We start from the raw sequence: 23648 nt of genomic DNA, 5'->3' as shown, positions 1-23648 counted from the left end.
GAGTAAACAAATATACTATTTCTTTGTGCAATAGCTATGTAGCTCATTATAATAGAAAGCAAATACTTGATATATTCTAAGGATGATATATTGAATGTTTTCAGCTAAAAAATAACTTATTTTGTATAGTTAATAATAGTATTTTTGTTGACATATTAATATTATAAGCTTACTATTTTTGCAATTACAGCATTCAAGTATAATAGCTACACCCATTTATTATGAAAAAAAGAATTTTGATTATTGGTGCTTCTGGCCAGATAGGAACTGAATTAACTATGTACTTACGTGGTATTTATGGTAATCATAAAGTAATTGCGAGTGATATTCGTGAAGCGGCAGATGAGGTTATGAATAGTGGCCCTTTTGAAATTCTTGACACAATGGATTATGATGCTATCCAGAATGTAGTGATTAGTTATGAAATCACTGATGTTTATTTAATGGCTGCAATGCTTTCTGCAACGGCAGAAAAATTTCCAATGAAAGCTTGGAATTTAAATATGACATCACTTTTCAACGTGCTTAATCTTGCCAAAGAGGGTAAAATTGAAAAGATTTTTTGGCCTTCAAGTATTGCTGTTTTTGGACCAACAACTCCTAAAGAGTCAACTCCGCAACATACAATTATGGAGCCATCAACCGTGTATGGTATTAGTAAACAAACTGGAGAACGCTGGTGTGAATACTACAACAAACGTTATGGTGTAGATGTTAGAAGTATACGTTACCCAGGTCTTATTAGTTATAAAACATTGCCTGGTGGAGGGACTACAGATTATGCCGTAGACATTTACCACAAAGCCTTAAAGCATAAAAAATACATTTGCTTTTTAAATTCTGAAACTACACTACCTATGATGTTTATGAGTGATGCTATTAGAGCTACCGTAAACATTATGCTTGCGGCAACTGAGGATGTCAAAATTAGAAATGCATACAACCTTGCAGCAATTAGTTTTAATCCTGAAGATATTACTGCGAGTATTAAAAAACATATTCCAGAATTTGAAATTAGCTATGAACCTGATTTCCGTCAAGAAATTGCAGATTCGTGGCCACAAAGTATTGATGATGGCATTGCAAGAAAAGACTGGGGATGGGAGCACGAAATCAATCTTGATCAAATGACTGAAATTATGATTGACAACCTAAAAAAGGATTATGCTTAGAAATCTTAAACATCTAACATTCCTGTATTTGATTTAATGTTTTTTAAACCAGTTGCGCAAGATGTTGTGTTTATAAATTAAGAGCCTACTACAGAAGGTTTTTATTATGATAGCTAAACATATTGAACATAATAAAAGTAAATTAACTTTTACTAAAGGGTTTAGCGCTACTCGTGTAGTTGCAAAAATCAATAATATGTTAATATGGAAAGACATCATATCTACAAGCTGTAGATTAGGTGTGGCCATTCCAATTAATTTTAATCAAGTAGCTGAAATTTAGTTCTCAATATTGATGGTAAAACTATTAAGGTATTAAACTATACAGAATACCGTTTCATTTATTTAGAAAAGTGAATGAAACGTTCAACATTACTTATCAGAAAACATTAAACACTTATAGAGAAAGTTACCAGCTTTAAATAAGTCCCAAATCTTTTACAATTGCAATTAAGTGAATTGCATTATTTGCCTTAAACTGAATACGAAGTTTATTAAGGTGTTTTTCAATAGAACTTAAACTATTAGGCGACGTGTTGTTTTCTTTAAATATAGCGCTTATTTCGTCTTGAGTTAGGCCATTAGAAAGATGTTTAACTAATTGGATATCATACTCATCAATTTCTAGATTTGTTTTATCCCCCAATGCATGACGTATTTGTCTAGAAGCATATTGTTTATTTCTCGAAACACTTTTTATCGCTTCTCTAAGTTCCATCATGCCTTTTCTTCCTTTACATACATAACCATCTAAGTGATAATCTTTCATTAGACTTCGCACTTTTAACAAGCGATCTTCTACTGAAAATACAATGATTTTTAAATTAGGATGTTCTAACTTCAATTTTTCTATAAGTAAATCGCCGGAGGTAAATTGCTGAGATCTATGGTCGATTTCAAAAGACAAATCTGTTATAAATAAATCATAAGGTTCTTGATTATTAAATGCTGCTTTTAACTTCAAATATGCATCATCACAATACTGGACTTTATCAATTCGAGGAATTGATAAACTTTCAAGTACAGAGGTAACTCCTATATTGATACTCCCCAAATCATCTGAAATTAATACTTTTTGAAACATATTCTATATAGTTATAACTGACTTAAAACCTTCTGTAGGTTTTGATTCAAAAATAATAGTTCCACCAACAGTATGAATACGGTTTTCCGCATTTGTTAAACCATTTGACTTTTTTAAGGAAGTTCCAACCCCATTATCTTTATATGTAATGATAAGTTTATTATTCCCTTGCTCAAAACGAACAACAACTGCATTAGCCTCGCTATATTTTTTCATATTAGTCATCAACTCCTGTAACACCCTATAAGCAGCCGTTTTTTTGTTTTCAGATATTGATTTCCAATCAATTTTATGTAGTCCTCTCGTAATAACTTCCGTATGGACAGATCTATAATTAAGTAACAAAAACTTGAGGGTTTCTTCAAAATTATCTTTCGTATTTATGTCATTATTTTCTCTCGAAATATCTCTAGCTTTAAAATACAGCTGTTCTAAATCGTCTAAAACATCAATAGAATCAACCTCTCCACTTTGAAGTTTGTTCATTAAAAAGTAAATATCATTAGCTACTTCATCGTGTACTTTTTTAGAAATTCGTGTTTCTGTTTTATATATTTGAACAATATTATTTTTTTTATGTCTTGACTTAAGTAAAAAATATGTTCCTATTGATAATACGATAATTAATAAAGCTACTAATAGATAAATAGTTCTTTGTTTTTTGTACTCCTCAGCTTCTTGACCTCTTTTTTGAGCTAATGCTTTTTGTTTATCAGTTGTATATTTTTTTTCTGCATATTGATTTTCAATGTCCCTTTTAACTGATGTTATACTATCAACTAAAAAAGCAAATTCTCTTATATATGTATTTTTATCTAATTTCATTAATGAAGAAAGTGCGTTGTACTTTAAATCCAAATTATTATTAGCTATTGCAATCTTAAGCGCCTCATTTATATAATAAACAGCTTTTTTGTTATTGTTTCGATCTCTATAATACTCTGATAAATTATAATAACTATCAAAAATTCCTAGATCGCTATTTACTTGTTTTCTTATGGTAAGCGCTTCTTCAATTTTTTCTAATGCTCCAGGGACTTTCTGCTTCGCAAGTGACATTCCTAAATAATTTAATGCCCTTGCAATTCTTATAGAATCGTTACTTGCAAGGTATTTCTGTAATACAACTTCATATTTTTCAGTAGCTACGTTGTAATCTTTTAAACGGTAATACAAATATGCTTTATTAGTATTAATCATTGTAATCGTAGCATCATCTCTACTTAAAATTAAAGCCTTGTCATAGTGATTAATAGCGCTCTTATAATCTTCCTTTTTGCGAGCCAATCTTCCCAAACTTATATTTAAGGCTCCTTCTGTATCGACTTTGATAGAGTCATTATCTTTCAAGATGCTGAGCATTTTAAGGGCATCAACTATCGTGTTTTCACTTTCACTTAACAAACCAAATTTCTCTTGAATAAATGAAATATTTCTCAAAATTGAAACTTGCCTATGCACTTCAGTTTCTTTTTTAACATCTCTTTTTCTGAAATTTTCATAGAACTCAAAAGCTAAGAATAATTTATTCGTATCTGAAGACTCATTAGCAATTTTATGGTAGTATCTGTTTAGACTATCATTTTTACTTTGTGCTACTCCAACTTCTGGAAACAGCAACGTTGCTTGAATTAAACATAAAAAAAAGAGGAATGAGGATGTTAATCTTTTCATTCCTCTAAAGTAATAACAATATTCTTTCTAGCTAATAATTTTAATCATCACTTGGCGGTGGAGGTGGTGGTGGTGGTTTATTATCTTCCCCATCACAACAAGCTTGTTCTGTAGAGTTTTCAACAATACTGTTTGGCGTGCAAGAAAACAACGCTGTATTGAGGAAAACCGTAACCATGATAAATGCTAATTTTTTCATCTTTATTTTCTTTTAAATTGGACATACCTGTGGCTATCCAGATTATTAATTGTTTTGAAATCAGTGCGATACAAATCGCTTTTAAATAGGGAGACGTCTCTCTCCAGATTGAGAAGTGGAAAGTGAAAAGCAATGTGAAGTACAACTTCTCAACAATGTACATCACGATGCTTTTACTACTTCCTTATAGAAAAAACAGCTGTCTAAAAAACTCTATACAAAAGAGTTCTAGATTAATTCTGAAGCAAATAAAAGGACGATTTAAAAGAAGAAATGGAAAAGATTCGGAAAGCTTTTGGAAAGAATTTTCCAATAAAAATTTGAATTAAAATGTATGTGAAACCCTCGAAAAACAGACCACTATGCACAAGCAAATTATTCTTAAATCGTTTAGCAAAGCTGAAGTAGACATCACTAAACTAAGTGGTAAAGCCCCATCAAATAGTAGGTGTGCCATCTATCTTTCTGATGAAATCTATCGAATCAATAACTTCACTTTTGGTGAACGAAGTCTACGTGACCTTTACAAATTAGCTATCAACACTGAAACCTCAAGTATTGAAATTAAACAACCACAAGTGGTCGATGCCCTATGTAAATATTTAGGGTGTGAAGATTTCCCAGATTTTTATTTTAAACACAGTGTAGCTTCAAAAGCACGCGAAGAGTTGAATAGATTTAATATTTCAGCTAAAAAAAAGAAGAATATTTTTGTCATTGTATTAACGTTACTTATTACCATTGCTACAATTGTATATATTTCTATCGACAAAGCAAGGTGGATGATCTGGCAAAAGGATCGCTATGTGGAAGTTGATTTTGATGCGGAAAAATACCAAGTGAAGCAATATAAAATCTACAAGGAAGATCGCATTAAAAACTTCAACAGAATAAAACCTTCTTGTAACTACCCATTTTATAATGAAAATGGTAGCGTGAATTTATGGTATGGTAAAAACAAGGATAAAGAGCTTGAATATTTCACAGATCTTGGACGGCATCCGGAAACTGGAAAAACACTTAAACCCATTACTAAATATATGATTGACAAATATATATGTGTCGAAACGGAGTAAATTAAGTAGTAATAAAAAAACCCTCACATTTCTGTGAAGGCTTAAGTAATTGATTGCGGTAGTTTTTATTCAATATTTAAATGTAACAGTTCAAGAGGTAGATTTACACCCTGATCTTTAATAGTGTTTATTCTGTGTAAATATGCAGCTCCCTCTAATAAGTGAATGGCTACCTCTGCAACTTTTCTATTTGTTGCTTCACTTAAGTATGAATCTTTAGTCCACTCGTTAAAGGCACCCATTGCTGGGCCACACCATATTTGATAATCCATAACTCTATCTGGATCACCCGCATTGGCCCAATTAGATGATAGTCCTAAATACCAACGGAAAATTAAAGCCATTTTTCGTTTAGGGTTTCCTTGTGCTTTTTCTATTTGCTCAGGATCTCTTTCTTCAAAAAAACTAACACAACCTTCCCACACCTTTTCTAAAGGCATTTTAAAGGTTTTTGTTTCCAGTTTTAATCTTTCTTCTGCAGGTATATCATCAATACCCTCGTAACGCGTGTATACTTCATATAGTTTTTTCGCTCTAGCACCAAATAAGGTTCCGCGTTTTAAAACTTGTAATTCTACGCCTAGCTCAAACATATCTGACGCTGGTGCCATTGTTACATCTGTTGAGGCTACTTTAGAGAGTAACTCCTTTACGTTATCTGATGTTCCAGATTCTACACAGGCTTGATTAATAGATCCTGTTACTATGTAAGCGGCACCCATACTAAATGCAGCTAAGGCAGAAGCTGGGGTTCCTATTCCACCAGCAGCACCTACTCTAATCTGTTTTTTATAGTTGTATTTTTTCTGAATTTCATCTCTCAATTGTAAAATGATAGGGAATAATACCACTAACGGACGATTGTCTGTATGTCCGCCAGAGTCAGCCTCTACCGTTATATCATCTGCCATTGGTACTTTTTGAGCCAACTCATATTGTTGCTGTGTTATTTTTCCTGCAGCTAACAATTTGTCTAAAAATTGAATAGGTGCCGGCGACATAAAACGTAATGCTACTTCCTTTCTAGAAACTTTACCTATCACTTTATTTCCTATGACAATTTCGCCATCAGCATCTAAGCTTAACCCTACAGCTCTATATTTTACAATCTGTTCAGATAAGTTCATGTATGCCGAAGCTTCCACCACTTTCACACCGTGTTCAATATATAAGTTTACTGCTCCCTCTTCGAGCGCCTTTTCAATAGGACTGTGGATAAGGTTACAAGCATATGCTTGAGTTGGCAATGCTTTCTGAATCGTCGCAATCGCTTCTTGTACACGCGAAGGAATCATCCCTGCGGCACCAAACGAACCTATCATTTGTTTTTTTCCTAAAGCGATGACCATATCAGTTGATGCAATTCCATTTGCCATGGCGCCACCTTTGTAAGCATACTTTAAGCTGTAATCTGCTTTAAAAGAAGTATCTCCAAAATCTTCTGCAGTAAACGCAGGCACTATCGCTTCAAGAAATAGTCCTTTTCCTTCAGACTGAATTGTTCCTGTATTTGTAATTCCAGTTCGCCCTGATAAATCTTTCACTACGTAACAAGGTATCGAAGTGTTTTTCAATTTATCAGACATCCCTTTTAAGTCAAATGAAATCTCTCTAGGAGATCCTATCCATTTTAAATTAATCATCTTTTATATTTTGATTTTGGCATTTCTTATAGTTATTTTTAATTTTTTCTGAAATGCTAAATATTTGTTATATAATTAGTTCTTTTAAGCTTCTTGAATTCCTAGAGCCAAGTCTGTTAATTGGTAGATTCTAGTTCCTTCATTCCAGAGGTATGCATTAGCAATTAGTACTAAAGTATCTCCTCGTTTTTCAATAGTTTTAAAATGCACTTCTAGATGCATGTTCTCCACATTGATCTTTATTTGACCACGGTATTTCCATTCGGTTTTGTTGTTCTCTACTTGAACAAAACGCGGATTTTTAAAGTCTTTTCCTAAATCTTGCTGAAGTGCAAATAACTGCATTGCTTGTGAAATTGCCTCTACGCCTAAAGAACCTGGCATCACAGGATCAGAATAAAAATGACACGTGAAAAACCAATCGTAGGTATGTATTTCTTTTGAACAGTGAATGTATCCGTTTCCAAACTCACCACCATTTTTAACCACTAAACCACTGTCTAATAAGTCCAGTTGGTCTTCGGCTAAACGAAACATACTTGCTTTGTCATTCTCTTTATACAACTTCATTTTTGCATATAAAGAATCTAGTTTTATTTGGAAATAATCCTTCGGTGTCAACTTGTTTTGAACATACCACGCTGGTACATCTTCCCCTTTGTCTAATCCTACTTGTTGTGCTAATGCTTCCTGCGGAAAAAATCCAAATGAAGAGAATCCTTTATAAAAAACGTGTCCCTCAACCGATACTTCAAACAAGTATTTCTGAATTACAAAACCACCTAAGGATGTTGAAGATGTTAGTGTAGATGTATTTTTAATCACCTTTCCTCTAAAGTCAGTACCCATTGGTAAGTCGAACATTTCTCCATCACCATCTAAGTTTCTAAAGTATAAATCTTTCTCCGGAAATTGTAATGTACTTCCTAAATATGCACCCAAAAGTCCACAAGGCTGTAATGCAATTTCCATTAACACCGCATAAGGCATTGTCATAGATGCATTTTGTTTGTAATACCACACATCTTGAGGCACGTCATACTCCGTCCAAATGTTAGTTGGCTTTGAAAAATCAAAACGTTCACCATCAATTTTAATAACACGGCTTACTACTTGTAAATCTGTATTTGGCTGGCGTGATAACGCTCTATTGTCATAAACAGCATATTCAGGACCAAAACAATCTGCTAATCTTCCTAAAGCAAAAGTCTCAATATCTGTTTCGTTTAATAATACGTTCTCTGTTATTTTTTTAGGTTGCTCTAAGTATTTTGGGTTGTCTTTTTCTCTTAATTGTAAACCTAGATTAGCAAAATGTACCGTAATTACTCCATCTACAATAATCTCTAGATCTCCAATTACATAAGGATCTGGCAATAGTCCAATATCTTTAACTACTAGACGATACACTAATTTTTTATCGTTTGGTGTTACTTCTTTTCTACATCGTACCTTTTGTGGAATTCCATAAATAGGTTGAAAACGGGCATCTTTTTTAAGCCGTTGTAACCCTAGCATCATCATAAAGAAACGCAATAAGTTTCCGCCACCTTCTGCTTGTAGAGAGCCTGCTAAAACCTCATCATCTCTAAAATGACACGGGAAATACCAATCATCAGGACTCAGGTCTTTTTCGGCGATAATTTCTCCTAAACCATACGCGCCTCCGTGAACATCTGCTTTCGTAATTCGATCTAGCATCAACATTTTTTCTGGTGCTAGTCTTATTGATTCATTTCTTCCATTTGGGAAATATGATATATCATCAAAACATTTATGAGCGTCTCCATTGATGAGATGTCTTAAATCTTCAATATTAAAAGAAGTCTTTTTTGTAGTTAAAAAAGGAATAAATTTCTTCTTTTCAACATTTAATAAAGCATTCTTTTCACTATCTGTATAGACAACACCATTTCCTTTTTCTAACTCTTCGTCAGTAAAAAAACCAGCGACACCATTGGTCATTTTTAATACCATGCGATCTTCAACAAAACACTCATAACTGAAGAAAAACAAAAGATTCCGTCCATTTCTAACAAATGAATTTATAGCAATATCATATCGTAATGTTTGCCCTTCAAATGGTAAATCATCCAAGAAAGTTAAAGTACAATCTAATAATCGATACACATACTCTCCTTTGTTTTCAAGATCAATTCCTAAATAAGAAATCAACATTAAATCACATTGCCCAGATTCCACAGACACTGCCCAAGGAATTTGCGTATCAGTAGCGTAACCAGAATTGTAAGGAATATCATACTCCGTTTGCATTGTAGAAGGTTTATACTCTCCTAATTTTGCATTTAACCCTGTAACCCTACTTACCAATAAATAAGGATCCATCGGCAACATCACTCTTCGTTTATATTGGTCAATAACGTTATATTCTGCTCCAAAAACAGTACCGATTTTCCCTTCAGAAAATTCAATTAAATCTTCTTTTGTGAAAATGATATTTTTATCTTTTAAATGATTTGGATCATTATAATCTTGTAATTTCAAACCATTTTCACCCATTTTTGTGGCGTTTTTTGTTATTTGAGTATCTATCATACTAGTTGTTTTATCTACTATAGGTGTTGAAGTTTTCGGCACATTTAAGCCTGAATTTTTTGTAGTGTTTTCTACTTTTTCTTTTCGTTTAATAGTTGCAAACTGTGATTTCATTTCATCAGAAAGTAACACATCAAATACTTGTCTTCCTCCTGTTTTTACTTTTTTAGTAAAGCGCTTTTTTACATCCTTTTGATTTTTATTAGGGTATAATAAACTCAAATCAATGTCAATTCCGTTAGAAATTAATTGTGCTAAACACTCATATAAAGACTGTATTGAACTCGTCCCTTTTTTATCAATTGCACTGGCCGAATGTGTGTTTTGGTCTAGCGTATCTTTTATCCAGTTAGTACAAGTACTATTTGGCCCAAGCTCCACAAATGTGCTAAATCCATTTGACGACATCTTTTTTGCAAAAGCGGGAAAATCGACTGTTTTATAACAAACCTCTGTCGAGTTCTCAGCAATTGAAAGCGAATCCATCGATATTTTATCACCCGTTAAACTTGAGTAAAAATCAATTTCAGGATTGTTTTCTAAAGGGAAATTGTGCATTTCAATAAGTCCGTGGTATTCTTTTTTACAGAATTCATTATGGATAATATTTTGAAATGGAACCAATACCGAAGCACAATTAAGAGTAGCAATTAACGCCTCACATTGGTTTTTATCTCCCGAAATAATTAACTCCTTTTCAGAGTTTACAAAAGTGATGGACACTTTATCAAACTTGGATATTTCGGCTTCAACCTTTTCTTTCGTTTCTAATAAAATCCAACTTTGCCATCTTGCTTTAGCTTCTTTTGTACTAATATTCCACTCATCTGCTAGCAATTCTAAATCACCAGAAAACTTGTTTTTAAATATGGGAGAATTTCTAAATATTTTAGTGCCTTCACTTGGATTCCATATCCCAAAGGCATACCACATAGAGCTACATTCGCCCATTGAATATCCCATAGCAGCTTTTGGCTTTACGCCGAAATATTCTCTTAAAATATGAGTGTACAACGTTGCATATAGCACTCCCGCAGACATCATAGAAATTGCGTCGTCTTGAATATTAGGTGAAGGTGTTGCGCTATTTTGCTTTTTAGGGAATAAATAATCTAAGCCAAAGAAGTCTTTTAAATTTAGTATTTGATGTTCAAAATCACTCAAAAGATTTGGGAAAAATTGAAATAAATCTTGCCCTAATCCTTCATAACTAGTTGCCGAACCTGGATACACAAATGCTAAATCTCCTTTAGTGGCACTTGGGTTCGGACTAAAAAATGATCCGCTTGGCAATTTAATATCGGTAGTATTTGCAAACGCTTCTTCTAGTTTTCTTTCAATAAAACGGATGTCTTGTTGTATTGATTTGACAGTAGAAGCAATTAAAACAATACGGTATGTTGCTTTTGCTTTAGAAGCTTTATCAAAAAACGTTTGCGCAACAAATTCTAGGTCGTTTTCAAGAATAGCTTTGCTAATTAAGTTTAAGCTTTCTTGTAATTCGTTTTGCGTGTTTCCTTTTAAAACAAATAAATGTTTTTGTAAAAAATTATCTATTTGTTGTTGCTTCGGAAATATCACTTCCGAAAGTTTAACTCTACAATTTGCACTTAGATTAACAAGTGCTTGTCTAGGTTTTTCGCCTTCATTTACCCAAGGTCTTGATTGATTAGGAAAATAGTAGTGACTGTTTTTAAATAAATCGTTTTTCGCAGCATTCCAGTTTGGAATCCCTGGAATAAATTGATGATACACACATAGCGCCGTTTTAACAATAGCAGCCAATCCAGAAGCTGCAAAAGTATGCCCAATAGTAGTTTTTACAGAACCTAAGGCTACTTTGTTCTTTGGATTATTTGCAAGTAATTGTTCTTGTTCTAATTGATCTTCCTGCGAAAAACCTGAAGCCATTAACTCTTGTAAAGCAATATTTATATCTGTTGGTATATCTCCAATGGCATCAATTGTCGCGTAAACAGTGTCATACTCGTTTATAGCATCACTCGCCTTTAAAACAATGGCAGATGCTCCTTCACCAATTAACCAGCCGTAATCGTCTGCATTAAAAGACAAACTAGGTTTTTTGTTTTGGTTAACCGCATCGACTAAGTTTCGTAAAAGCACCGCTTCCATACTTGCTGAAAAATCAACAGCTCCCACAACAACAGCATCAACTTCGCCTAAAGACAACATATTTTGTGCTACCTCTAAAGCTCTTGTTGTTCCATTATCTCCATTGGTAATCGTAAACGATGGGCCGTTAAAATCCCATAAAGCAGAAATACGACTCGACATTATATTACCAACAAAACTAGTATGCTGGCTTGGTGTTTGTACGTTTCCTATTTGGTATAAAATATTACGACACTCCGCTAGAAGTGTTGCTCTTTGTGCTTCATCTAAATCAACCTCTGCACTGTCTAGCGCTTTGTCTAATTGCCATTCGCTATCCCAACGGGCTAGGTAATGGTGGATCGCTAATTCTGGATTCATAGCGATTAATACTGCTACGTTTCCACCTCTTTCTAAACTTGATTTCTGGATGGCCTCATCAGCAACTTTTAAAATTAAAGCCTGCTGAGGTTCCATCGTACTTATTTCATTTGGTTGGATTTTATAACGCATTAAATCCATATCAAAGGCATCAATAAAGTTTCCTTTAAGTGACGTTTCAGTATTCAATCCAAATTGAGCTAATAAATCATTGTTCTTTTCAAAGCCTTTCCATCTATCTTGTGGCATTTCAGAAAAATGCTGTTTTCCCTCAAAAATAGATTTGTAAAAAGTATCGAGATTGTTACAATCGCCAAAATGAACTTCCATACTCGTGATGGCCATCTCTTTTAACGAAACATCTTCATGTATTTTGCTTTCTCCCTTGTGATGATTCTCCACCACTAAATGGGCATTTGTACCTCCAAAACCAAAAGAATTTACAGCCGCTTGTTTATAATTTGTTTCCCATTTTAAAGGTTCTTCTATTATTTGTTCTCTCTTAAACCATCCTTTTTCAGACTGAATTGCCGTAGACATATTGATTCCCGGAGGAATAACATTATGTTCCATAGAGAGCAAAACTTTCATTAAACTTGGCATTCCTGCCGCCGTTAACATATGCCCCATATTTGACTTTACAGAACCTAAACGAAGCTTGTCTGGGTTGCCCCCAAAAAAGGTTTCGAGTGAGTTTATTTCTGTAACATCACCAAGCGGAGTACCTGTTGCGTGGCATTCTATATACGAGGTATCTTCTTTTGAAATACTCCCGTTATAAGCTCTTTCATACGCTAACGTTTGTCCTTTGGGGTTAGGGCTTAATAAAAACTTTCCTGCTCCATCGTTAGATAATCCTATCCCAGAAATAACACCAATAATGTTATCGCCATCTTTTTCTGCGTCAGATAAACGTTTTAGTAAAATCATCCCAGCACCTTCAGAAGACACTAAGCCAGCAGAGTCTTTATCTAATGGCGAGTATTTTTTATCGTGTGCTGCATAGGCGTGAAAAATAGAAAAGCCCATGTGAATAAATAATTGATCTGAAGAGCAAACGGCTCCAGCCAACATCATATCTGCTTTACCTGTTAGCAACTCATCACAAGCCATTTTTATAGCATATAATGAGGAAGCACAGGCAGCATCTAAATCGAAATTTGTTCCTTTTAAACCAATAATTTTTTTGACCAATTCTGAAACATCACCTTCTATTGGATTGTTCTTCGGAATGTCAAATTCTGTTGATGGCATTTTAAAACTGTCATCTCTCAAAAGATTTTTTATTCCTTTTTCGAGCGTTTCAGTATACATAGGCGCAAGAATTTTATGAGAGGATTTCGTCGGAAATGATAAGTTTCCGAAGATTACACCACAAGTATCCAAAGCTTTGTCATTTTCCCAATAGCCTCCGTGTATTAAGGCATCTTTGGTAACCTGTAAACCCCACTGATACATTTGGTCTAAGTCACTTAAATCTTCAGAGCCAAAGTCTGCACTGTTAAAAATATAATCTCTAATATACCCTCCTCGCAAAGAGTAACAACGGTCTATTACACCTTTGTCTTTTTGATAAAAGAGTTCTGGATCTGCCCCAAAATCATCTTTTGTTGCCATACCAGTCAAGTCTTTTTTATCCATCAGGTTGTTCCAAAACTCTTGTAACGTTTTAGACCCCGGAAAAAGGGAAGACATACCGATGATTGCTATTTTTTCTTTCATTTGTTGTTTTAATGTATGCTTACAGTAATCGCTATTTTATTACCATTTTAACCCTTCCGAAACAGTTAAACCTGCTCCTTCTGTAAATAAATAGACCGCTCCATTTTCATCGAATACCGTGCAATCTGCAATCATTTTTGCTGCAGAATTTTCTTGTATTTTTATATGTACATAAAAACTTTTGTCTGCAGGAATTTCTCCATAAACCATTCCTTTTAAAGTTTGTAAAGGCAAACTATTCGCTCCATTATGAAATTTTTGTACCCACACCACCATACCTTGATATTGAATATCTAAGAAGAAAGCATTTAGGCTTGTACTAGGAAACTGCCCTTGGTCTTCAAAAGAAACGGAAGGTGCTTTACATTTTAATAAAACCTGATCTTCGTCCATAGCAATCACCTCTTCTATCCCTTGATAAAAAGCACCGTGAAATAAAGAACCATCTTTATAAAAAGTAGCTCCCTCAATTTTGTTTTCTTTTAACTGAGGAGTCTGAAATATAGGTTTCTCACTTCTTTTTCGGGCTAAAGCAACTGTAGAACGATAGTGATTTAAAGGTAGTTTTCCGCCTTTACTGTAAATAGTAACCGCACAAACTATGCGCTCATCTGTTTTGCTTTGTTCTTTAATTTCTGTGAAATATTGTTCCTTTTCAGTGCCATCGAAAACGATTCCTTTAAACAGTTTTACATTTTCAATACTTGCTAGTTTATAATCTGGAAATAATTTTACGCAAGAATCTGCCATCCACGCCGTAGCATTTACCATTGGTAATACTGGACTCCCTTGAATCACGTGATGATTTAAGAACTCATTGTCTTTTAAACTTAAATTTCGTTTTATGGTATAGGTCTTAAGATCTCCTGATATATCTGAAATCCCTGCCGGTAAAGTTCCTCCAATAATTACTTGTGGTTGGCTGTGATACGCTCCGTTTAATTCTTGAACAAAACGTGCTGCACCTCCAGGATGATTCACTAATGAGACACCTGCTTCTTCAAACATTTTTTGCAATTCTGGACTCACCATTCCACCTTCCCAAGCTCCCCAATTGATGGCAGTAACTTTCGTATTTGGATGATTTGTACTAAACAAATGTCCCGCAGTACTTAATATTTCATTTGCCATCGCATAGTCTGATTGCCCCACATTTCCGTAGAAACCAGCAACAGATGAAAACATAATTAAATGTCTCAACTCATTAATGTTTACCATTTTTAGTAGGTTTAATAAACCATCCAATTTCACCGAAGTAACATTGTCAAAAATTTCTTCTGTTTTATCTTGAATTAACTTATCGGCCAAGCGACCTGCGCCGTGTATAATTCCAGTGATTTTTCCCCATTGCTTTTCAATTTTAAGCAATTCAGGTTTGATGGTTAAATTGGTTACATCTCCAGCAACATAAACGGCATCACCGCCATTTGCTTTAATGTTAGCAATCGTTTCTTCAATTTCTTTTTTAGCAACATACTTGTTAAACGTGCTGTTTAATCCTTTGATAGAAACGTTCTCACCGCTATCTTTCATTTCCTGCATAATAGCCTTTTTAAGCGCCGCAGGATTGGCTTCAGATAAAGCATAAGCGGGTAGTTCAAAATCCAAAGAAGACCTTCCTAACAAGATGAATTTAGATTTAAAAGAAATATTCATTTCTTTAATACAAGTAGCTGTAACGCCTCTACCACCACCAGCAACTAAAAATACATCTTTGTCTGTAACGGTTTTTTTGTAGGTGTCTGTCGCGCCTACTTCGTTAGAAACAACATCATAGGTCATACGCCCATTATCATTGATGGCAACATCTACATAACGAACATCTGCATCGTGTAATTCTAAAAATAAGTTGTTTGCTATTTCTTCTGAAGATAATTCTGGTTTTGCATCAATGGCTCTACAAAAAACTGGAGACCATTCTAGATTCATACATTTAGTAAGACCCGACAATCCACCTGCAATGATTGAAATATTAGAACGCTTGTCCATCCCAAATTTCCCGTCTAAACGAGAAACCGTCATAAAAGCAGTTCGTTGTGTTTTACTAGTAGCGTTTAATGGTGCTTGTAAGTATTTAGCTAATAGGAAAGTAGCTTTTAACAAAGAACGTTCTACAGCAAAATGCTCGGTAAAATTATGACCAGAAAAAATGAAATGTGGGTGTAAATAAATAAAAGAGCCAATTTCATTTTTAGCTAAGATGGTATCTATAGCAATTTTAATGTTTTGGTCGCTTATTTCTGAAATAATAACACCGTCTTTAATAGCGCTGTTTTTTTTAAAAGTATCGAATTGTAGTACGATAACTTTATGACCTTCACTTTCTAGCTTTGCCTTTAAAGCTAGTGTTACATCGCTTCCTTCATCTGTAATTACTACAGGTTTTAATGCCGAAATGTTCTGTACTAAAACATCAACTTTAGGAATAAACTTTAGCCCAATTGATTTTCTTGGTACACCATGAAAGTTAGTAGGCAAGGAGAATTCTTGCATTGAAGTATTCTCCTCACACACCATATTATTTTGATCTAAATCTATACTAGACTTAGACTTTTTTTTTTAGTTGAAATACCCGCTTTACTAGAAATGTAATCTACAATTTCTTGTAAGGTTCTAAGCTCTGTTAAATCGTTTGGATTGATATCAGTTAACTTATCTGATTGCTCTGTGATAGCTCCGAAAATCTCAACACGTTTAATAGAGTCGATACCTAAATCTGCTTCCATATCCATGCTTAGTTCTAACATTTCAGCAGGATAACCCGTTTTATCTGCAACAACGCTTAACATTAAATCTAACATCTCTGAATTCCGTTCTGAAACGTTAATTAGTTCCTCAACTGGTGCAGAAAATAAATCATTACTAACAACTTCAGTAGCTGCAGCAGCAGGTGTAGCGGCAGAAGTAGTTGCGCTAATACCCGCTTTACTAGAAATGTAATCTACAATTTCTTGTAAGGTTCTAAGCTCCGTTAAATCGTTTGGATTGATATCGGTTAACTTATCTGATTGCTCTGTAATAGCTCCAAATATCTCAACACGTTTAATAGAATCGATTCCTAAATCGGCTTCCATATCCATACTTAATTCTAACATCTCAGCAGGATAACCCGTTTTATCTGCAACAACGCTTAACATTAAATCTAGCATTTCTGAGTTTCCTTCAGTAGAAACAACAGTTTCAACGACTGGCGCTACTACAGGTGCAGGCCTTGCAATTGTTTGTGTTGTTATTTGGCTTGTTGCAACAGGAGTTGTAGCACTAATTCCCGCTTTACTAGAAATATAATTTACAATTTCTTGTAAGGTTCTAAGCTCCGTTAAATCGTTTGGATTGATATCGGTCAACTTATCTGATTGCTCTGTAATAGCTCCAAATATCTCAACACGTTTAATAGAATCGATTCCTAAATCGGCTTCCATATCCATACTTAATTCTAACATCTCAGCAGGATAACCCGTTTTATCTGCAACAACGCTTAACATTAAATCTAGCATTTCTGAGTTTCCTTCAGAAAAAGCAACTGTCTCAACAACGGGCACCGCTACTGGAGCAGGCCTTGCAATTGTTTGAGCTTCTTGAGCCGTAATTTCCTCTGAAGGTTGAGGAGTCATTGGTGCAGTTATAGTTTCTTCAACAGGAGCAGAATTTTCAAGACTTAAAGGAGCACTTGGAGCTTCTAAAACATTTTGATCTGCGGAAAAATTCCCTGATAAAAGACCCAATAATTGAGCTGTTTGTTTGTTTTGTTCCATCAAAATTGTTTGGAACATATCTAATGTTTTAGATTGGTTTTCTTTAATGCCTTCAATGGCACTTTTTATAACATCTACCATCATATCTTCTTCGGTTTCTTGTTCTTTACTGTCTTCGTTTGTATAAGTTGGAATTGCATTTATCACTTCAGAGATAACTTCAATTTCCTTAATTTCTTCTTCTGTTTTGTAAACTTCTGTTGTTCCGCTAACTTTAAAACCGTTATTTAAAACATCTTGATACGCTTTTTGTGTTGCAGGACTTACATAGTTATTTCCGGCTATTTTTACTGCCATTTTAGGCTGAGCTTGTGGCGCTTTTTCTTGTCTAGCATTACTATCAATAGCATCTAGTTTACAACCTAAAACTTGTAGTTGTATTGCAGCTTCTCTAATTTGTAAATCACTATTTTTAGTAGCCTTTGCATTTGTAGCAATGACAAAATGCTCTTTGTTTTTTAATATGTCTTTTACCATATTTGTTAGAATAGACTTAGGTCCAAACTCTACAAAAACTCTAGCTCCAGCAGCATACATATTCTCTATTTCACTTTTAAAATCAACCGAATTTAAAATATGCTGTCCTAGTATTTCTTTAATTTTAGTAGCCTCTGTTGGGTACGGATTTCCTGTAGAATTAGAGTACACAGGGATTGCTGGACTTGAAAACTTAATAGTGTTTATACTTTTCTCAAAAGGCTTTTGAGCGTGACCAACACAATCCGTGTGGAATGCCGCAGCCACCGGAAGTAAAATAGAACGGAATTTTTTAGCGTCTAAAACTGTTTTAGCTTTCGTAATCCCTTCTGTTGTTCCGCCTAAAACTATTTGACTTGAAGAGTTGATGTTTGCAATTGAAACTCCTGCAATCGCAGCAATTACTGGTTCAATTTCTGAAGCAGCCGCTTTGACAGCTAGCATAGTTCCAGCATCACCACTTGCATTTTTACTTGCCATAGCATTTCCGCGAGCAATCGCAAGTGTTATATAGTCCCTTTCGCTTAATACGCCAGAAGCACAAAGTGCCGTAAGCTCACCAAAACTGTGTCCTGCAAACATATCGCTTACAAAACCTGCGTTTTTAAATACCTTGTAATAACCCAAACTTATTGCACCAATTGCAGGTTGAGCGATATCAGTACTTGTTATATTTTTCTCTAAAGTTGCTTTGTCCTTATCTGTAAATACTGGTTTTGGATATATTTTATTTGCTAAATTATATTCCTTTTTAGCATCAAAATTAGCGATAGTTTGTTGTATTGTTTCAAAACTACTTGTCGCCTCTTTTGCCATATTAGCATACTGAGATCCTTGACCAGAGAATAATGAAGCAATTTTTGTTGTGCTAGAAATTCCGTATGGTCTAAAGAAAACACCTTTTGGATGCGACCAAACATCTTTATTATTTTCTAATTGCTTAGTTGCTATTTCTAATTTAGAAATACAATCGTCTAAAGATTCTACAACAAAACCTAAACGTGCTTCATTTTCTAACGCAGTTCCATTCTTTGATTCTTTTTTTAAATTATAAAAGGCTGTTGTTGCTTCATTAGACTTTAAAACGTCAATAGTATTTTTAAGACTCGTTTGTAAGTCTGTTGCATTTGCAGCTTTTATGAATATACCTTCAAAAGATTTATGAACTCTATCCGTAAATGAAGATTTACTTTCATATTCTTCCATGGCAAAATGCACATTGACACCTCCAAAACCGAAAGCGGAAACTCCTGCTCTTCGTGGAACACCATTTTTAAACCAAGGGCGCGTTTCAGAATTCACATAAAAAGGAGATGTTTCAATCCCGAATTTTTCGTGAGGTTTCGTAACGTTAATTGTTCCAGGCAGCACTTTATGATATAATGCTAAGGCTGTCTTTATCATTCCAGCTGCTCCTGCAGCAGCTTTTGTATGTCCTATTTGAGACTTTACAGAACCAATAGCAATATGATTTTTTGTAGCATTACTTTTGCTAAAAACCATTGACATCGACTCAAACTCAGCAGCATCACCAGCACCTGTTGCAGTACCATGACCTTCAATTAATTTAACTGTAGAAGCTTCATAACCTGCCTCGTCATAAGCACGTTGCATAGCCAAAGCTTGTCCGTGAGGTCGTGGAGCATAAACGGACTTATAGCGACCATCACTAGAAGAACCTACTCCCGTAAGTAAACCATAAATTCTGTCTCCATCACGCTCAGCATCTTCTAATCTTTTTAAAACTAACATTCCTATTCCTTCGCCAATCAACATTCCGTCAGAATCTGTATCAAAAGGACGAATACTTCCTTTTTGTGAAAATGCAGGCGTTTTTGAGAAAGACATATACATAAACGGAGAATTGTCTGTATCAACACCTCCCGTTAACATCATATCACAACGTCCTTCAATTAATTCTGAAACAGCCATTTTAATTGCAGAAAGTGACGCCGCACAAGCCGCATCTACTACTGAATTAATACCACCTAAATCAAAACGATTTGTGATACGGCCAGAAATAACATTACCTAACATACCAGGGAATGAATTCTCATTCCACCCTATATATGCTTTCTTCATTTTTTCTACGATGTGTGGAATATCAGTATCGCTAATCCCACTACTTCTTAAAGCTGCTTCCCATATAGGTGCTTGTAATCTAGAAGTAAGTGGTGTGATTAACTTCTGTCCACCACCAACACCTAATATAACTCCAGTTCGTTCTTTTAAAAGCGCTGTAAACTTATCTGAATTTCTTCCATAACCAGCATCTTCAAATGCATCTCTGGCTCCTATAAGAGATAATAATTGAGACGCATCAGTAACTTCTAATATATTAGGAGGTAATCCAAACTCCATTGGATTAAAATCTACATCAGGAATAAAGCCTCCTTTTTTACAATATGTTTTATCCTCAGCTCTTGGGTCTGCGTCGTAATAATCTTCTATTTTCCATCGCGAGTCAGGAACATCTACAATACTATCTTTTTGATTAATAATATTGTTCCAAAATTGTTCAACATTGGTTGCATCAGCAAACATTGCAGACAAACCAATAATCGCTACTGGCGTTTTTTTAAGTGAACTGTTAATAGTGTCCATATAGTTCTAGTCTATTAAGTATAGATGTTTTTGTTTTTCAACTTCCAAAAGTCCTTTTTCAGTACATAATCCTCTTAAGTAAGTAACCATAATACCTTCTGTAAGTCTGGCTTTAGAAAATTGTTCAGGTGGAAATTTTTTTGTGTTATTACATAATTTCAGAAGTGTTTGCACAGTTGCCATTGTAACTTCTGGATCTAAATCTTTTCTAAATAACCCGTCTTTAACACCCCATTTAGATAGATAAAGTAATTCTCGAAAAGCAAATTCTGAATTCTTCACGTATGAGTCTTTCAGGACACTAGGATAATTTTTAAGTATATCCTTATAAAAATTTGCATTGCTATAATCTGCTCTTTTTAATATTTGTTGATGAATCATTCCCATGGCTTCAATTGCAGAGCTACAAGTATTAATGATTTCGTCATTACTACTTCTAATAACAGATAAGTATTGTTCAATGCAGGCTTGCATTAAATCTGTTTTATCTAAAAAATGATTATAGATAGTACGTTTAGATGTACTTAACTCCTTGCTTATATCTGCAATAGTAACAGCTTTCACACCGTTTTTTAAATAAAGTTGGGTTGTTACTTCTATAATATATTCTTTGGTAATCATATAATTCGCCTACATTTGTTTAATTGGTACCCTTTTTTAAAAATTGGTACCACAAAAAACGGAATTATAAATGAGACTATTTGATATTTTATCATAAATGTTTTTCTAAAACTTGTAGATGCAAAAAATATGGATCGTAAAATTACCTGATAAAGACGCTCATTTCTTAAAAGAACAGTTGTTAAAAAAACTTGCTAAGCCTTTTAAAGTAAGGGCAAAAAGATATTTAAATCTAGAAAGCTCCCTTTGTTTTATGACTGGAAGATTACTACTAAAAAAAGTATTAAATAAAAATAATATTTCATCTAAATTATTAGACGAATTACAGTATTCTGAAGAAGGAAAACCTAGTTTTTTGAATTATAATTTCTCTATTTCACACAGTAATTGGTACGTATCTCTCATTTTTGGTACCACATTTTCAGTTGGAATCGACATTGAGAAGAAGAGATCTATAGATATAAAATTATTCAAATATCTATTCACAGCACTTGAATGGAAATCTATAATGGATGCTGAAAACCCAATAGACCATTTTTATTGGTTTTGGGTTAGAAAAGAAGCGTTATTAAAGGCTGTAGGATGTTCCTTGAAGGATTTAAAACAATTAGAGATAAACGAACACTATGGTAGTTATAAAGGCAAACACTACTACTTTAAACCATTTTATTTCGATACTAAATTTAATGGGATAATTGCAACTGAAGAACAGCTTGAGATTAAAGTAGAGTTTGTTGATATAAATGAGTTGTTAGAGAAATAAGTTTTCTTAATTACGGGGGTTGCTAACTAGCATAAAACTTTCAAGACCTTAACAGATAGCCACTAAAAAAAATTTCTATAACCCATAAAAAAAGCCCTCACATTTCTGTGAAGGCTTTAATTTCGCTCCTCTTCTTGGGCTCGAACCAAGGACCCTCTGATTAACAGTCAGATGCTCTAACCAACTGAGCTAAAGAGGAATTTCATATAGAAAATTAAAGACTATTGCCTTTAGCGGATGCAAATATAAATTATTTTTAATCTGTTGCAAAAACTTTGAACAATATTTTTAAAAAAAATGCAAAATAATTTCCATTTAAAGTTTCGGTGTATCTAAACATATTAACATTTAGACACTATCTTTCTCATTACTAACCTTTAAACAGCCAGCGGTAAATATCATTACCGTTTGCAAATAATACTAACCCAATTAATAAAAAGAAACCTACCATTTGAGCATACTCCATAAATTTATCATTTGGCTTTCTTCCAGTTACCATTTCATATAATAAAAACATTACGTGACCTCCATCAAGTGCAGGAATAGGGAGGATATTCATAAAAGCAAGTATAATTGAAATTAAGGCTGTTGTTTCCCAAAAACCTAACCAATCCCACGTATCAGGAAACAAGCCTCCTATAGCTCCAAAACCACCTACTTGTTTTGCTCCTTTTGCAGTAAATACATATTTAAATTGCGATACATAATTTTTCAAAACTCCCACTCCGTAAGAAATACCTCCAGTAATACTTTCACCAAAAGTGTATGTTTTTCTAACAGTATTTGTAGGCGTTGTAATCCCTACAACACCATTTTCATTAGGAGTAACAGTAATAGTCTGCTCAACACCATTTCTAGAAATTAGAATTGTATTTTCTTTTAATCCATTAGCGCTCACTAACTTTTCGTAATCACTAAAGAATGTAACAGGCTCGCCATTTACAGATACAATGCGATCACCTACTTTAAGTCCGGCAGCTTCAGCCGGGTATTTGTCTGCAGAACCAACAGTTCCTATAACTGGCGTTTCTCTTGGTGTGAAAGGTTTTAGCACATCATTATCAAACATCATTGGACCTATATCTTCAGGCAATGAAATTGTTTCAGTTGCTCCACTAGCGTGTTGTACTGTTACTGTTTCTACATCACGTAAAAACAAGTATGAATTAATCATCTTTACATTTTCAAGCATTTCGCCATTTACTTTTAATACTTTATCACCGTCTTGAAAACCAAAACCTTCAAAAAAGGTGTCAACTTCAAATCCGTTAGGCAATTGCTCGTTTGTAGTAATATCTCTTCCGTAGAATCCTAAAATTCCCATATAGATTACAAAACCTACAATAATATTTACCGTAACACCACCAAGCATAATTATTAAACGCTGCCAAGCTGGCTTACTTCTAAACTCCCAAGGTTGTGGCGGTAAAGCCATTTGCTCCTTATCCATACTTTCATCAATCATACCGCTAATCTTCACGTAACCACCTAATGGCAACCACCCAATTCCGTAAACGGTCTCTCCTATTTTCTTTGAAAAAAGTGCATACTTTACATCAAAGAATAAGAAAAACTTCTCTACACGGGTTTTAAATAATTTAGCTGGAATAAAATGTCCTAATTCGTGAAGTACTATTAAAAAGGATAAACTCAATAATAATTGTATTGCTTTAATTGCAAATGGAGTCATATATAATAAAATAAATTAATATCAATTTTTTAGTAAGGCAGCGCAAAAACAGTACCTAAAACAAGATGCTGCCATAATAACGCAACAGTTTAAATTTAACGGACAAAAGTAATCTATTT

13 protein-coding genes and 1 tRNA gene are annotated in these 23648 nt (G+C 34.1%); 4 read left to right on the top strand and 10 right to left on the bottom strand.

Translation table 11 applies throughout. The annotated features are described in order from the left end of the window. Window positions 1-221 precede the first annotated feature (221 nt). Both GBH57_RS04505 and GBH57_RS15985 read left to right on the top strand, forming a co-directional pair. The gene (locus tag GBH57_RS04505; RefSeq protein ID WP_151672852.1) at window positions 222-1172 is read left to right on the top strand and encodes an NAD-dependent epimerase/dehydratase family protein; all 951 of its coding nucleotides are present in this window, start codon (window positions 222-224) and stop codon (window positions 1170-1172) included. A 106-nt stretch (window positions 1173-1278) separates the two neighbouring features. Beyond that, on the top strand, window positions 1279-1455 hold the full coding sequence (locus GBH57_RS15985) for a hypothetical protein (protein ID WP_161596066.1): 177 nt from the start codon (window positions 1279-1281) through the stop codon (window positions 1453-1455). A 135-nt stretch (window positions 1456-1590) separates the two neighbouring features. Here the strand turns inward: GBH57_RS15985 and GBH57_RS04500 are convergent, their stop codons facing one another. Genes GBH57_RS04500 through GBH57_RS15980 form a run of 3 tightly spaced genes read right to left on the bottom strand, consistent with a single transcriptional unit; the run spans window position 1591 to window position 4129 of the window. Then, complete coding sequence (locus GBH57_RS04500) at window positions 1591-2256, bottom strand: DUF5932 domain-containing protein (RefSeq protein ID WP_151672851.1); 666 nt, start codon at window positions 2254-2256, stop codon at window positions 1591-1593. A gap of 3 nt (window positions 2257-2259) precedes the next feature. Further along, window positions 2260-3930: a tetratricopeptide repeat-containing sensor histidine kinase gene (locus GBH57_RS04495; RefSeq protein ID WP_151672850.1), complete on the bottom strand. Its 1671-nt coding sequence runs from the start codon at window positions 3928-3930 to the stop codon at window positions 2260-2262. A gap of 40 nt (window positions 3931-3970) precedes the next feature. After that, window positions 3971-4129, bottom strand: coding sequence for a hypothetical protein (locus tag GBH57_RS15980; RefSeq protein ID WP_161596065.1), 159 nt, complete (start codon window positions 4127-4129; stop codon window positions 3971-3973). 362 nt (window positions 4130-4491) lie between these two features. On the opposite strand from GBH57_RS15980, the gene GBH57_RS04490 reads away from it, so the two are divergent. Further along, window positions 4492-5205, top strand: coding sequence for a hypothetical protein (locus GBH57_RS04490; protein ID WP_151672849.1), 714 nt, complete (start codon window positions 4492-4494; stop codon window positions 5203-5205). 65 nt (window positions 5206-5270) lie between these two features. On the opposite strand, the gene GBH57_RS04485 is transcribed toward GBH57_RS04490, so the two are convergent. From GBH57_RS04485 to GBH57_RS04465, 5 genes are all read right to left on the bottom strand, one after another. Further along, on the bottom strand, window positions 5271-6848 hold the full coding sequence (locus GBH57_RS04485; protein WP_151672848.1) for a PfaD family polyunsaturated fatty acid/polyketide biosynthesis protein: 1578 nt from the start codon (window positions 6846-6848) through the stop codon (window positions 5271-5273). An 84-nt stretch (window positions 6849-6932) separates the two neighbouring features. Beyond that, window positions 6933-13619, bottom strand: a complete 6687-nt coding sequence (locus GBH57_RS04480; protein WP_151672847.1) for a PfaB family protein — start codon at window positions 13617-13619, stop codon at window positions 6933-6935. Between the two features lie 39 nt (window positions 13620-13658). Continuing rightward, on the bottom strand, window positions 13659-16112 hold the full coding sequence (locus GBH57_RS04475) for an SDR family NAD(P)-dependent oxidoreductase (RefSeq protein WP_235904641.1): 2454 nt from the start codon (window positions 16110-16112) through the stop codon (window positions 13659-13661). Window positions 16113-16153: 41 nt separating this feature from the next. Continuing rightward, the gene (locus tag GBH57_RS04470; RefSeq protein ID WP_151672845.1) at window positions 16154-20455 is read right to left on the bottom strand and encodes a type I polyketide synthase; all 4302 of its coding nucleotides are present in this window, start codon (window positions 20453-20455) and stop codon (window positions 16154-16156) included. Between the two features lie 6 nt (window positions 20456-20461). Beyond that, window positions 20462-21076, bottom strand: a complete 615-nt coding sequence (locus tag GBH57_RS04465) for a TetR/AcrR family transcriptional regulator (RefSeq protein ID WP_151672844.1) — start codon at window positions 21074-21076, stop codon at window positions 20462-20464. A gap of 118 nt (window positions 21077-21194) precedes the next feature. On the opposite strand from GBH57_RS04465, the gene GBH57_RS04460 reads away from it, so the two are divergent. After that, entirely contained in the window at window positions 21195-21839 is a 645-nt protein-coding gene (locus GBH57_RS04460; protein WP_151672843.1) for a 4'-phosphopantetheinyl transferase family protein, read from the top strand. 125 nt (window positions 21840-21964) lie between these two features. On the opposite strand, the gene GBH57_RS04455 is transcribed toward GBH57_RS04460, so the two are convergent. Further along, window positions 21965-22038 (bottom strand) — tRNA-Asn (locus GBH57_RS04455). 171 nt (window positions 22039-22209) lie between these two features. Next, complete coding sequence (gene rseP / locus GBH57_RS04450) at window positions 22210-23529, bottom strand: RIP metalloprotease RseP (protein WP_151672842.1); 1320 nt, start codon at window positions 23527-23529, stop codon at window positions 22210-22212. Between the last annotated feature and the right edge of the window lie 119 nt (window positions 23530-23648).

Source organism: Patiriisocius marinus, from assembly GCF_008974325.1.
Classification (GTDB): domain Bacteria; phylum Bacteroidota; class Bacteroidia; order Flavobacteriales; family Flavobacteriaceae; genus Patiriisocius; species Patiriisocius marinus.
This window is presented reverse-complemented; position numbering and strand designations above follow the sequence as displayed.

Excerpts from the sequence above, each read along its gene's own strand:
- GBH57_RS04465 (WP_151672844.1), bottom strand. The coding sequence starts at position 21,076 with ATGATTACCAAAGAATATATTATAGAAGTAACAACCCAACTTTATTTA.
- GBH57_RS04495 (WP_151672850.1), bottom strand. The coding sequence starts at position 3,930 with ATGAAAAGATTAACATCCTCATTCCTCTTTTTTTTATGTTTAATTCAA.
- GBH57_RS04485 (WP_151672848.1), bottom strand. The coding sequence starts at position 6,848 with ATGATTAATTTAAAATGGATAGGATCTCCTAGAGAGATTTCATTTGAC.
- GBH57_RS04490 (WP_151672849.1), top strand. The coding sequence starts at position 4,492 with ATGCACAAGCAAATTATTCTTAAATCGTTTAGCAAAGCTGAAGTAGAC.
- GBH57_RS04470 (WP_151672845.1), bottom strand. The coding sequence starts at position 20,455 with ATGGACACTATTAACAGTTCACTTAAAAAAACGCCAGTAGCGATTATT.
- GBH57_RS15985 (WP_161596066.1), top strand. The coding sequence starts at position 1,279 with ATGATAGCTAAACATATTGAACATAATAAAAGTAAATTAACTTTTACT.
- GBH57_RS04505 (WP_151672852.1), top strand. The coding sequence starts at position 222 with ATGAAAAAAAGAATTTTGATTATTGGTGCTTCTGGCCAGATAGGAACT.
- rseP (WP_151672842.1), bottom strand. The coding sequence starts at position 23,529 with ATGACTCCATTTGCAATTAAAGCAATACAATTATTATTGAGTTTATCC.
- GBH57_RS15980 (WP_161596065.1), bottom strand. The coding sequence starts at position 4,129 with ATGAAAAAATTAGCATTTATCATGGTTACGGTTTTCCTCAATACAGCG.
- GBH57_RS04480 (WP_151672847.1), bottom strand. The coding sequence starts at position 13,619 with ATGAAAGAAAAAATAGCAATCATCGGTATGTCTTCCCTTTTTCCGGGG.
- GBH57_RS04475 (WP_235904641.1), bottom strand. The coding sequence starts at position 16,112 with ATGCAAGAATTCTCCTTGCCTACTAACTTTCATGGTGTACCAAGAAAA.
- GBH57_RS04500 (WP_151672851.1), bottom strand. The coding sequence starts at position 2,256 with ATGTTTCAAAAAGTATTAATTTCAGATGATTTGGGGAGTATCAATATA.
- GBH57_RS04460 (WP_151672843.1), top strand. The coding sequence starts at position 21,195 with ATGCAAAAAATATGGATCGTAAAATTACCTGATAAAGACGCTCATTTC.